A 12,477-nucleotide genomic window follows, 5' to 3' on the forward strand; every position below is an offset into this window, starting at 1 on the left:
TAGTGGATATAGTTGCGTTTTCTTACGTTATAAATCGCGTGAGCTAAAATTATTAGCGTGATTCGAAATAACGTTTAGCACCAGGATGTAATGGGATAGAAAGATCTAAGGACATTAAAGGATCAATCTGTTTTGCATTGGCATTTTGAGCTGAGAATTCATCAAGGTGGTCGAAAACAGAGTGGAGAATGTCTTCTACAATTTCAGAAGAGGTTGAATTTGCGACGATCAGCATGTTGTTCACACCAATCGCAAGGCCCGCAGACTCTGTACCATAAACTTCTTTCGGAATTAAAACACCACGATAAACAGAATTTGCTTCAAGGGCTTTTTCTAACATGCCATCTGAGAAAGTAATAAAAGCTAAATCGTTAGATGCGGCAGCTTGCATTACCGCGCCTGCAGGATAGCCTGATAAGGCAAATGCAGCATCGATAGCACCATCCGATAATTGGCTGAAACCATCAGAGTAAGATAAGAAGCTAGGTGTCATATCGTCTAAAGACATATCATGAAGAGATAATAAAAAATTTAGAAAGCTTAGAGTGCCACCACCAGCTGGGCCTACCGCAACTCTTTTTCCTTTTAGGTCTTCAATCGTTTTAATATCACTGCCTTTCATAACAACCATGTGTAATACACTTGGATGCAATGCGGCAATAGCGCTCATTTCAATTGGGCCAGATTTATAAGGACCAACACCTTTGATAGCAAGTGCGGCTAAATTGTTATTTGTAATAGCGATATCAACCTCACCAGAACCAAGTAAGCGAGGGTTTTGTACTGACCCTCCGGTGACAACCGGAATCATCATCGAGCCTTGTGTCCCATATTTATTAACGAGATTTGAAATGGTTTGCCCCATTGGGTAAAACGCCCCGCCTAAACTGGCTGTACCGACTCTTAACTCGGCGGCTTGAGCAAGTAATGCGTTGGTCATTATGAGACATATTGCGGCTGCTTTTATGAACTTAGTCATCTGATCTATCCTCTTTAAGCTGATGCTTATTTATTATTTTTGTTTTCATAGTGCTTATTTTAGCTAGCTGATTTCTGATGATTCTTTAAAGAAGTACCTCTTAATAAAATGTATATTTTTAAATATATAACTAAAATAACGTTATTTTATAAAAAATCAATAAAAAAACTATATTTTACATTTCGGTTAAACCCTTTTTAAACAAATTTAAGGTGATTCGTGGCTGTAGGAACGCTTAAAAACTAAAAAGCGTTTTTATTAACGTGTCATCGTGATTTATGGGGGTGATGCTTAAATTTTAGAAAGGAGATTACAAAGAGCTTAAATATGCTTAGCTTACTACTAGAAAGCCTTTGGTAAGCCAGCGGTATAGTGAAAGATTAAAATGAAGTGAGAGAAGAGTATTGAGTTAATTAAGACAGAAAAAGAAACGACTCAAACATAGAAGGAATGAGTCGTTTAGAACTTATATAACAGTGAGAACGTCTTTTAAATCATGGCGGTACTTTGGTAATGCCGCGTTATAGTCAGACTCAGGCTCGTTGTAACCAATCGCCAGTGCAACGTCACATTGGTAACCTTCTAGTTCTTCTTTGAAAATTTCTCCAACGAGCTCTGCATCTATTCCTTCCATCGCGGTGGAACCAATATTCAAGCGAGCCATAACATGCATAGCGTTACCAAATGCGATGTAAGTTTGTGCTTTTGTCCAAGCCTCTGTGTTGCCATTTGCATCTGTGTTCATTTCAGCAAAAGCAAATGAACCGAAAGCTTGCTCTCTATTTTCTGGTTGCACACGGCCGATTTTAATACTGTTATCGACGATTTTTGAAAAATCGTCACGGCTATAGTGGGTTTTGTGTGCAAATAAAATAATATGTGACGCGGCTTTTGCATGTTTTTTATTAAACTCGAACTTGTTTGCAAAGGTATCTTCAAAACGTTGTTTTGCTGCATCACTTTCAATCACAACAAATTTCCATGGTTGAGAGTTGATAGAAGAAGGCGATAAGCGTAACGCTTCATAGATAATAGTTAAGTCTTCCTTAGAAACTTTTTTAGCAGCATCATAATGCTTTACTGTATGGCGTTTTTCTAAATCAGCGATGATGTGGTGTGACACTTTCGTCTCCATAAAAAATAATTAAACGCCGGCTGTCCGCCGAACTGAATAGCGCCATATTAACGGCTTTTTTATGAAATGAAAAATGGAGTAGTTATTGTCTTTTTTGTTTTATTAGGTAAAAAAGAGCAATCTACTTTCATAGTTTGCTCTTTGATTTGTCGATACTAAACAGAACTGTTCTGCTATTTACAGAACAGTAATGATGTCATTTTTTACTAGGCGAGATTTTGGCATGGCTGCGTTGTAGTCAGATACAGGGTCGTTGTAACCCATTGCAAGTGCAACATCACATTGGTAACCAGCAAGCTCTTCTGAGAAAAGTTCACTAATTAATTCTGCATCTACGCCTTCCATTGGTGTAGATGAAATATTAAGACGAGCTAATGCATGCATGGTATTACCAAGTGCTATGTAGGTTTGTGCTTTTGTCCAAGCTGCGTTGTTACCTGTTTCGTCTGTATTCATATCAACGAAGGCAAAAGCACCAAATGCTTGTTCTTTATCTTCAGGCTTAGTGCGGCCTATTTCTATATCTCTGTCGATGACTTTACCGTAGTCGGCGCGTGAGTAATGCGTTTTGTGAGCGAATAAAATCACGTGTGACGCCGCTTTAGCATGTTTTTGATTGAACTGAAATTTATTCGCAAAAGTGTCTTCAAAAGATTGTTTTGCTTTACTGCTCTCAATGATGATGAACTTCCAAGGTTGAGAATTTATAGAAGAAGGCGATAAACGTAATGTTTCATAGATAACATCTAAGTCTTCTTTTGAGATAGTTTTAGACTCGTCGTAATGCTTTACCGTATGGCGTTTTTCTAAATCAGTAATAATTGAGTGTGACATGTTTTGTCTCCATAAAAAGTGCAATATCGGTGCTTCACCGAATCTGATGTCGCTATATTAACCGTGTTTTTTAAAATGAAATACGGTGTTAATATTGAATTATTATCAAAAAATATTTGATAATTGTGTCATGATTACCTTTTATTGGAGCCGTATATGCAATTGGAAGATTTACAAGTTGTGTTACAGGTCGCTGAATTTCGCAGTATTACCGCAGCAGCGAATCACCTTGATATGCAAATGGCAACGGCGAGTGCAGCAGTAAAGCGAGTAGAGGCTGCGCTTGGTGTGGAACTGTTTGTGCGAACGACACGGCATCTTCGACTCTCGAGTGCTGGGGAGCGCTATTTACCTCAATGTACAGCAGCGCTGTCTATGCTAGATCAAGCCAAGCAAACAATTCATGCTGATTTAGGTATTGTTAGTGGTGAAATTCGGATTGCAGTGTCGTCAGATTTAGGCCGGAATATTGCGATTCCATGGGTGAATGAGTTTATGGAACAGCATCCACAGCTGACGTTAAGAACACACATTAGCGACAGTAATATTGATTTCTACCGTGATGCATTGGATATGGCTCTTCGCTATGGGGCACCAGCCGATTCTAATCTGTATGGTTTTAAAATATGCAATGTTCCTAGGCTCATTTGCGCGAGCCCTGATTATTTAGAACGATTTGGCATCCCAGAGCAGCCGAAAGATTTACTTAATCACCAAGGTTTATTTTATCAGTTACAAGAAATTCTTAATGACGCTTGGCTTTTTTCTGATTCAGAAAAAACGTATAAAATTAAGCCGAAAGCCTATTGTGCCGCGAATGATGGAGATTTGGTTCGACGCTGGTGTGTAGAGGGAAAAGGTATTGCGATTAAGTCATCATTAGATATTGCTGATGATTTATTGAATGGGCGTCTTGTACCATTGTTACCTGATTATAAAGTCGGTATGGGGGAGCTTTGGTTGGTTTGTCCTAGTCGTCAGTCTATTACGCCGACGGTTCGCTTATTGCGAGACTTATTTCGAGAAAAAACAAAGGTCTTGCTCACAGAGCTAGTAGAGAGCGGAATGTTAGATAGAGAGATCTTGGCGATTAGTTTGTGAATTCACTAGTAGACTGAATTCGAATGTAATAAAAAGGGCAGGTGAATTATTATCCACTTGCCCTTTTTGTTACTTATAAATTACAACTAAAATAGTTTGTTGTATCGTCTAAATTAACGAGATTTTAAGTAACTCAACATAGTGTCAGCATCAGATACTTCGAACGGGTCGCTTGGAGCATTGTCTTGGAAGCCAGCTTCAGAGAATAATTTCTGAATAGCGCCATTTTCAACGTACATGCTATAGCGCCAGCTACGCATGCCAAAGCCAAGGTTGTCTTTTTTCACTAACATGCCCATTTGGCGAGAGAAGTCACCGTTGCCGTCTGGTAGTAGGAAAACGTTTTTCGCGTCTTGGCTTTTGCCCCACTGATACATAACGAAAGCATCATTTACAGAGATACAAACAACAGCATCAACACCTTGAGCTTTAAATTCACTGTAAAGCTCTTCGTAGCGAGGTAGGTGAGTCGTTGAACATGTTGGTGTAAACGCTCCAGGTAAAGAGAAAACAACCACTTTCTTGTTTTTGAACAAGTCATCTGTGGTTACATCTTTCCATTCAAATGGGTTTGTTCCACTAAGTGCATCATTACGAACACGTGTTTTAAAAGTAATGTTAGGTACGTTAGTAAGCATTTTTCGTCCTTTTTGAGTGTATAGCCAATGCATATTATATGCGTTAGCGTTTTAAAAAGCCTTGTTGTTGCAGAAAGCTTAGCATATGTTCACGTTTCTTTTTCTGTACTGCACCAGCAGTTTGAGCTGACCAGTTACTGTTCTTTTGATTCTCGTCACGACTTTGATAATACGCGTGTATTTGAGCATCGTAAGCAGTAACATCATTTTTGCAACGAGATGAATCATAGCTGTCTTTGTGTAATATTACATCCACTGGGAAGCGTGGTTTCAAGTCTGGCTCCGCATCTGGATAGCCAAGACAAAGACCAAATATAGGATACACTTGTTTTGGTAAGTTTAGCATTTCAGCCACTTGTGCTGGATCGTTTCGGATTCCACCGATAAAGACAGCACCAAGGCCAACAGATTCTGCACCAAGCATGAGATTCTGAGCCATAAAAGTTGCATCCGTTGTTGCGGCAATAAAATGTTCTGCGTTGCCTTCTAATTCACCAAGACCTTCTTCGATACTGCAATATTCTACTCGCGTTAAATCGGCGCAAATAATCAAAAATTCGGCAGCAGATTCGATCCATTTTTGTCCGCCTGCTAATGCTGCAATCTTAGCTCGATTCTCTTTATTGGTGACTTGAACCAAAGAGTAAGCCTGAATAAAGCTTGAAGAAGCCGCTCCTTGGGCTGATTGAATAAGCTGTCTTAGTAAAGCGTCATCAATCGGCTGTTCTGTGTATTGGCGAATAGATTTATGGGATTGTTGAGCTTGAAGAATAGGATTCATTACTGACATCTTTGGATACTTCTTTTAGGCTGAGTAGAGAGCAAATAGTAGAGCGTACAAAGACGTTGGTCAAAGGCTAATTTTTCTATCAGCATGAATAAAAGTGGATGAAAAGGCGCCCTTATAACTGGACACCTTTTCAGCTATCGTGTTTTAAATTAGAAGCGATATTCTGCGCCAACACTAGCCTGATTAAAATCTGTTTCAAACTTACTATCAGAAGAGACGTTATCGGCATTTATATCAACGTCGTACCAAGTGTACTGTGCGTTCACTAGTAGATTTTCAGTGACATTGAAGCTGACACCGGCACCAGCGAATAAACTCTTGTCGTCTGAGCTTCCTGAAAATCCTGCCACGTTATAATCTGTCTCGTGCCAGAGTTGCCCGCCTTTAACAAATATTTCTACCGTTTCAGTAATCGGAAGTGTGCCTTTCAGTGCAGCGGTATAACCTTTAGTTTCTGCATTAGCAAGACTGCCGCCATAGCGACCAAAGTTGATATGGCTCCCTTCAACGGCTAAAAATGGGTTGAATCGATAACCAATGATACCTTGGGTTACGTCATTGCTATCGTCGAAGTCGTCATCACTTTCTACTTTTAAATAACCGTAGTTACCACCGATATACAAACCTGACGTGTTTGCTTGTGATGATTCGGCCAATGCCACAGAGCTTAACGTGCTTGCTAAAGCCATGCTGCCAATAATTCCTAAGGTTGATGTTTTCATTTCCTTTCTCCTCTTCGTTACTTTGTGGGTATTGAATAAGTGAGCTATTACTTTGGAGAATTGAATTTGGTTTGGCTAGGTTTTAGGTGTGGTTTGCAGATTTGCTTCATTTTCTATTCGCTTAATCAAGACTGATGTTACTTTGTTGATCATTCTTGAAGGGAAGAAAGTCAAAAAAGCCTACTTAATTAAGTAGGCTTCGAAGGAAAAAAATTGTTTTAAAGGAAAGCTTAATGAAGTTCTTTACTGGCAACGCTGCCCCATAAGCTTTCAATTTTGCTATCACGTCGACAGCTTAAGCGATAAAAACCATATCGAGCTGGATTCTTTGTGTAATAGCTCTGATGATATTCTTCAGCAACATAAAATTCACTGGCAGGAAGAATTTCCGTTACGATTTTATCTGTAAAAGGCTTTGTTTCTTCGACATTTTTTAGAGATGCATCGAATACCGACTTCTGTTCTTCGTTTTGATAAAACATTGCCGTTTTATAAGGTGCACCTTTATCACAAAACTGTCCGTATGCGTCTGTTGGGTCGATGGTTTTCCAAAAGTAATCCGCTAACGTTTTGAATGATACAATTTCATCATCAAACGTGATTTCAACCGCTTCAAAATGACCTGTACCCTTTGCCGCGACTTGTCGATAAGTCGGATTTTTAACGTGCCCTCCTGTGTAACCAGAAACGACGTCTGTTACACCTTCAACTGCTTCGAAATCAGATTCTACACACCAAAAACAACCCCCCGCCACGATCATAGTCTGTGGTGCGGCAAGTGCTGTATTAGTAAACAGACTGGTGCTCACGATAGCCGCTAGTCCTAAAGTACGTTTTAGTAATGCGCTATTTTTCATGTTGAATACCTTTTTATTTACCATGTTTTATTACTCTGTTTTTAATATTATGCCTTTGATGTCATGCATTGGCTTAGACATTAATCATAGGCAAATAGGACATTGACGAATTAATTCATCCTTACGATATTGTGAACGGAATAGTCAGTCCCATATAAGATAAATATCATCATTTAGTTTTTAGACGTGTGCTGTCTTGGGATTATTACAATGAATTTCAAAAGAGAGAATAAATAATGAGCTCTGATACGAATCCAGATGAAAACTACATTCCGCCTAAAGTATGGGAATGGAACTCTGAAAATGTCGGTAACCTAGCGGTTGTCAATCGCCCTTTTTCTGGCGCGACCCATGAAAAAGTTCTACCTGTTGGCAAACTTGCATTACAACTGTATTCCATGTCGACACCTAACGGCCAGAAAGTAGCCATCATGTTAGAAGAGCTTTTAGAACAAGGTATCAGCAACGCTGAATACGATGCTCATCTGATTAATATTAGAAAAGGTGAACAGCTTTCTTCAGGATTTGTTGAAATAAACCCTAATTCAAAAACACCAGCTTTAATGGATCACAGTATAACGCCACCAACACGAGTGTTCGAGTCTGGTTCTATACTGCAATATCTTGCTGACAAGTTTGATGCCTTGGTACCGAAAGGTCATGCAGGGAAAACAGAGTGCCGTAATTGGTTATTTTGGCAAATGGGTTGTGCCCCTTACCTAGGTGGCGGCTTTGGGCATTTTTATTTCTACTCATCCGTAAGAATGAAATACCCAATTGATCGTTTTACAACGGAAGTGAAGCGAGAATTAGATGTACTTGATAAACATTTAGCTAAAAATGTTTATATGGCAGGCGATGAATACTCTATTGCAGATATTGCGATTTGGCCTTGGTATGGAAGTCTTGTTCTTGGTAATTTATATGGCGCAGCCGAGTTCCTTGATGTAGCAAGTTATAAAAACCTTATGCGTTGGGCAAAAGTTATTGAGCAACGCCCTGCGGTTCAGCGCGGCCTTGAGGTTAATCGTATTTGAAGTAACATCGTGTGAGCAGGTTAGTTCTGCAAGTGATTTTTAGGCAGCTTAACTATTTTAATAAGCGCTAACAAATCATTATAGATCTAGTAAAAGAATGCTTCTAAAAAGGGATGACCTTTATCAAGTCTGTCCCTTTTTTAATTTTTGTGATGATTAACGGTCTATTTTTTGCTTATAAAATTCCTATTAGTATTTTTATTTTTCTAACAGGAATGTTTTAAGGGGAAAGTATGGCTTTTTTAGCCGAGTGGGTAGAAGCTCAGTATCAGAAAGCGGACAGGGCTCCAGACTGGAAACAGCTTTTGTGTGACGGCAATATTGACGAAGCGTTAGCACTTGGTTCAAAGCATATGCCAGACTCTCTGCGTACCATTTTAGTTGAAGCGACAAGTGGGAAAAAGCCTAAGACTATTAATAATAATTCCCTTGTTGCTTTGATTGGGCGTCTTAAAGCTTTGCAAAGACACAGCCAACAAGCTCAAGAGTTATTACAAGGATCTCTCGGTGAAGTACAAGCGAGGACTACAGAACAAAATGATTTTGTCAGTAAAACAAAAGTATTTTTGCAACATAGTGGTGACAACACAACTGAGCTGCGTACCGAAATAGAGCAGAAATTAGGACAAACAAGTCAGCTATTTACTAATCAGTTCTCGGAATTACAGCAGCTTATCGATGGTCGCTCTAAGGATGCCATGACGGTGATTAAATCGATTGAAGAAATCGGTAAAACTGTTCAGTTACTATCAATTAATGCTGCTATTGAAGCTGCTCAGGCAGGAGAGTACGGTCGAGGCTTTGCTGTTGTGGCAGGAGAAATTCGTGATTTAGCCATGCGAACTCAAGCGAGTACAAAGGAAGCTTACTTACAAATGGATCTTTCAGGTGTGGGCGAGCAGCTAGAAGGTATCTTAGCCAGCACAGACAGGCAGATTAGTGAGCTATCAAGCCAAGTGCAGGAATCGTTAGATAGCATCCAAAGTTTGATGTCAGACATTGATGGCTCATTGTGCGAAATTGACAGTAATAATAAAGTTGTTGAAGCCACTGTAGGTCTTAGTTACAGCGCTTGTGAACAAATAGATGGTAAGAGTTATTGGAGTCATCAACTGCTCGATGATATAGGTACTAACCTAAATTCCCTCTCATCAGATCAAGATTCGCTAGAAAAAGTTGTCAATAAGGAGCAGCTTCACCTTAACTCTAATTATGACCGTTTAGAAGAAATCAAAAAACGAGGTGAAATTCGAATTGCGATTGAACCTTCATTTGTAGGTGTTTCTTATAGAGTAAAACCGAATGACCCTCTGAGCGGGTTTGATGCGGATATGGCGAGAGCGCTTGCTGATTGGTTAGGTGTAAAATGCAGTTTTGTAGAACACCCTTGGGATCGCTGTTTGCAGCTTTTAGAAACTGGCACCCATCAGGGTGAAGCTGAAGTCGACATGGTGCTGAGTGCCATGCCACCTATGCCTAATGAAAATGTCGTCTTTTCGGATCCTTATGTATTTCTTCCATATGTTTTAGCCAAGCGCCAAGGCGATACACACATTCAAAGTATTAAAGATTTAGACGGTAAGGTCTTGGGCTGTATTAACGACCCTGCAGCAATACAAATATTAGAAGATCTAGGTATTCGTTGGGAGAGTAATCGAAGCAAACCAGGCGGCACCATTCAGTTGTCCAATTTATTAGCGTATAACGATCAAACTCAAATTCACGACTGTTTGACCAAAGAAATAGTAGATGCTTTCGCTGTGGATTTACCAATATATCATTGGGCTTGTTATGGCGATGCTAGTCCTTGGAAAGGTAAGTTGGAGATCCTACTTGGGAGCTTATGTGAGGATCTGTGGTTCTATTCTGTAGCGGTAGAATCTAAGTCCTATAACCGTACTTTGCTTGAGGTAACGAATACCTTTATTAAAAAATATCGCCAACAGACAGAATACAGAAAATTAACAGATACATGGTTAGGTCAAAACTACGATGATCCTAATTGGTCTTTTGAAGAGGGCGTATTAGACGTTCGTTCGTTTATAGAATAAGAGCCTAGTTAAGCAGACCATGCTTTACGGCGTATGGTCTGCTTATTCTTATTTAATAGGAAGTACTGCTTTGGTTAAGAGTATATTTTTCATTTGCTTTGCTTGCATAGGCTTAGCGTAATAATAACCTTGGCCGTAACGACAACCCATTTGCATAAGCAGATCCGCTTGTGCTTTTGTTTCGATACCTTCTGCTAGCAATTTAGTATCAAAAGATTGAGCTAACGTCACTGCAGTAAAGATGATAGCTTGTTTTTTCGGGTCTTTATCCACGCCGTCAATAAAAGATCGGTCAATTTTTATGAGGTCTACATTAAGATTACTGATGTAGGATAAAGAACTCATCCCCGTACCAAAGTCATCAATCGCTAACTTGATTCCTGCCTCTTTGAACTTATTAATTCGATAAGATATCTGCTCTATATTAATGCTGGTAGATGATTCTACTAATTCAATTTCCAACATATCAGGGCTGACATTGAAATCATCCAATAATTGTAAGGTGAAATTTAATAGACCAAGATCTAGCAAATTATAAGGAGATAAATTAATCGCAATCGGAGTAAAGGCTCCTTGCCTTTGCCATTCAGCTAACTGCATGATGGCGGTACGAACAACATAGCGGCCGAATTCTTGAACTCGGCCGCTTTGCTCGATGATATCAATAAAACTACCAGGGTAAAGCACACCATCGGTTGGATGATGCCAGCGTGCGAGTGCTTCAACACCGATGATTTTACCTGTATGTAACATCACCTTAGGTTGGTAATATAAATGAATTTTTTGCTCTAAAAGGGCCTCACTTAAGTCGGCACGTAAGCGTAAACGTTGGCGATTTATTTCTGTATCTCGTACGTTAAAAAGCCCCCATCCTGTACGTGCTTGTTTTGCTTCATACATAGCGATATCAGCACAAAGAATCAGTGATTCTATATCTGTGGCATGAGTTGGATAGTGTGAGACACCAATGCTTGCGCCAGTGTTGACAGCTAGTTGATTGATCATAACGGGCTCGTTACATACCGCAACAAGTTCTTTTGCTAAGTTGGTGGCTTGTTTAATTTCTATATCGTTAGCCCAAACAATAAATTCATCGCCACCGATTCGAGCGAGTGTGTACTGCTCACCTAAAGTGACAGATAAACGTCGAGATACTTTTCTAAGTAACTCATCTCCAGCTGAGTGTCCAAAGGCGTCATTTACTTCTTTAAATTTATCGAGATCGATAACAAATAAACAACCTTGTACCTCTTTTTTTAAAGATGATTTTTTGAATGTTAATCGATCTGATTTTGGCGTTTCAGGCATGTTCTTTTGCATCATATCAATCAGATATAAGCGATTAGGCAATCCCGTTAGTTGGTCGTAAGTTGCTAGCTTTGCCAGCGCGTTATTTTTACTTTGGACTCTTCTGCTCATCCATGAGGAAAGTAAAATGGCCATCCAAGCCGCTATCCAAAACACTATAATAGATGTGATAGACAAGCGTTTTGCAACGAGGTTAAGCGCAACATTAAGACTTTCTGCTACTTCAATGGTTATAATTTTATAGTCTTGACCTTCAACAACTTGCCATAAAAAAAGCTCTCCATCCAAAGTGTCTGTGCCGCTTGCCATAGCAGAATGATGATGTTGAGTGACTTTGTTTTCCATTCGATTTTTTAACGTGGAGGTTTGTTGTGGTGTGATGTTATGGGTTAATGACCAGTCAAAGTCTTTTCCATACGCTTCGATATACAGTTTTTGAACGCCGATGTGATCATTTAGGTAAATAAGCTCAACTAATTCTGTTAAGCGTTCTTGTGGATCATTGTCTGCTTCAACAAGCTCAGCATGAAGCAGCATAGTTTGCCTATGAAGCGATACCTGTTCGGCTTTTATTCCCAAGTCAGTAGCAAGACGGTAAGAGACAATAACGTAAATAGCAGAGACTAAAAAAGCGACGCCAAAACAAATAATCATTAACCGAAAACGGAAAAACTTGTCTCTTTGCAATTCTAATAATGGAGGCATAAAACCTTTAGTCCCTTATATTATTGATTCTTTTTACTTCTTCGCCTTACATGTACTGATGCCTGCAATTTGATATATAGGGCACCAACTGCTTATTAATGAAATTAAATTCAGAGCTCCAAATATAATAAGTAATATTTCTAAAACAGGTTCTTCTAAGTAGCCATCATTAAATAGAACGAAGCCAATGACTGAAACGCCGATTATGCCTCGTAAGATACGATCTAAAGGGTGTAGATTCTTTTCCATGCTTATATCTCCACTTACTTGTGACTAAAAATACCTAAATTCTAGTATCTCCCTTGGTTCGAAAATAAACA

At 39.3% G+C, this 12,477-nt stretch carries 12 protein-coding genes; 3 read left to right on the top strand and 9 right to left on the bottom strand.

Translation table 11 applies throughout. The features are described 5' to 3' along the window. Positions 1 to 52 precede the first annotated feature (52 nt). The 3 genes from IF202_RS00430 to IF202_RS00440 form a co-directional block, all read right to left on the bottom strand. On the bottom strand, positions 53 to 979 hold the full coding sequence (locus IF202_RS00430; RefSeq protein ID WP_191592906.1) for a TAXI family TRAP transporter solute-binding subunit: 927 nt from the start codon (positions 977 to 979) through the stop codon (positions 53 to 55). 466 nt (positions 980 to 1,445) lie between these two features. After that, the gene (locus IF202_RS00435; RefSeq protein WP_191592907.1) at positions 1,446 to 2,102 is read right to left on the bottom strand and encodes an NAD(P)H-dependent oxidoreductase; all 657 of its coding nucleotides are present in this window, start codon (positions 2,100 to 2,102) and stop codon (positions 1,446 to 1,448) included. Between the two features lie 189 nt (positions 2,103 to 2,291). Next, the gene (locus IF202_RS00440) at positions 2,292 to 2,948 is read right to left on the bottom strand and encodes a nitroreductase family protein (protein ID WP_191592908.1); all 657 of its coding nucleotides are present in this window, start codon (positions 2,946 to 2,948) and stop codon (positions 2,292 to 2,294) included. 156 nt (positions 2,949 to 3,104) lie between these two features. Here IF202_RS00440 and IF202_RS00445 point away from each other — a divergent pair, with 156 nt between their 5' ends. Then, positions 3,105 to 4,049 carry a LysR family transcriptional regulator gene (locus IF202_RS00445; protein ID WP_191592909.1) on the top strand — a complete coding sequence of 315 codons (945 nt, stop codon included), beginning with the start codon at positions 3,105 to 3,107 and terminating at the stop codon, positions 4,047 to 4,049. Positions 4,050 to 4,162: 113 nt separating this feature from the next. On the opposite strand, the gene IF202_RS00450 is transcribed toward IF202_RS00445, so the two are convergent. The 4 genes from IF202_RS00450 to msrA all read right to left on the bottom strand — a co-directional run bounded on the left by IF202_RS00450 (position 4,163) and on the right by msrA (position 7,056). Further along, positions 4,163 to 4,687: a peroxiredoxin gene (locus IF202_RS00450; protein ID WP_191592910.1), complete on the bottom strand. Its 525-nt coding sequence runs from the start codon at positions 4,685 to 4,687 to the stop codon at positions 4,163 to 4,165. A gap of 43 nt (positions 4,688 to 4,730) precedes the next feature. Continuing rightward, complete coding sequence (nfsA, locus tag IF202_RS00455; protein WP_191592911.1) at positions 4,731 to 5,468, bottom strand: oxygen-insensitive NADPH nitroreductase; 738 nt, start codon at positions 5,466 to 5,468, stop codon at positions 4,731 to 4,733. Positions 5,469 to 5,626: 158 nt separating this feature from the next. Continuing rightward, complete coding sequence (locus tag IF202_RS00460; RefSeq protein ID WP_191592912.1) at positions 5,627 to 6,199, bottom strand: porin family protein; 573 nt, start codon at positions 6,197 to 6,199, stop codon at positions 5,627 to 5,629. 230 nt (positions 6,200 to 6,429) lie between these two features. Then, positions 6,430 to 7,056 carry a peptide-methionine (S)-S-oxide reductase MsrA gene (msrA, locus tag IF202_RS00465; protein ID WP_191592913.1) on the bottom strand — a complete coding sequence of 209 codons (627 nt, stop codon included), beginning with the start codon at positions 7,054 to 7,056 and terminating at the stop codon, positions 6,430 to 6,432. Positions 7,057 to 7,292: 236 nt separating this feature from the next. On the opposite strand from msrA, the gene yghU reads away from it, so the two are divergent. Then, positions 7,293 to 8,093, top strand: a complete 801-nt coding sequence (gene yghU / locus IF202_RS00470) for a glutathione-dependent disulfide-bond oxidoreductase (RefSeq protein ID WP_191592914.1) — start codon at positions 7,293 to 7,295, stop codon at positions 8,091 to 8,093. 233 nt (positions 8,094 to 8,326) lie between these two features. Beyond that, positions 8,327 to 10,144, top strand: a complete 1,818-nt coding sequence (locus tag IF202_RS00475; RefSeq protein WP_191592915.1) for a methyl-accepting chemotaxis protein — start codon at positions 8,327 to 8,329, stop codon at positions 10,142 to 10,144. Between the two features lie 48 nt (positions 10,145 to 10,192). Here IF202_RS00475 and IF202_RS00480 read toward each other — a convergent pair whose 3' ends face one another. Both IF202_RS00480 and IF202_RS00485 read right to left on the bottom strand, forming a co-directional pair. After that, entirely contained in the window at positions 10,193 to 12,157 is a 1,965-nt protein-coding gene (locus IF202_RS00480) for a putative bifunctional diguanylate cyclase/phosphodiesterase (RefSeq protein WP_191592916.1), read from the bottom strand. Positions 12,158 to 12,190: 33 nt separating this feature from the next. Continuing rightward, on the bottom strand, positions 12,191 to 12,406 hold the full coding sequence (locus IF202_RS00485; RefSeq protein ID WP_191592917.1) for a YgaP family membrane protein: 216 nt from the start codon (positions 12,404 to 12,406) through the stop codon (positions 12,191 to 12,193). Between the last annotated feature and the right edge of the window lie 71 nt (positions 12,407 to 12,477).

Origin of the sequence: Marinomonas colpomeniae (assembly GCF_014803385.1) — a bacterium.
GTDB classification, from domain to species: Bacteria; Pseudomonadota; Gammaproteobacteria; order Pseudomonadales; family Marinomonadaceae; genus Marinomonas; species Marinomonas colpomeniae.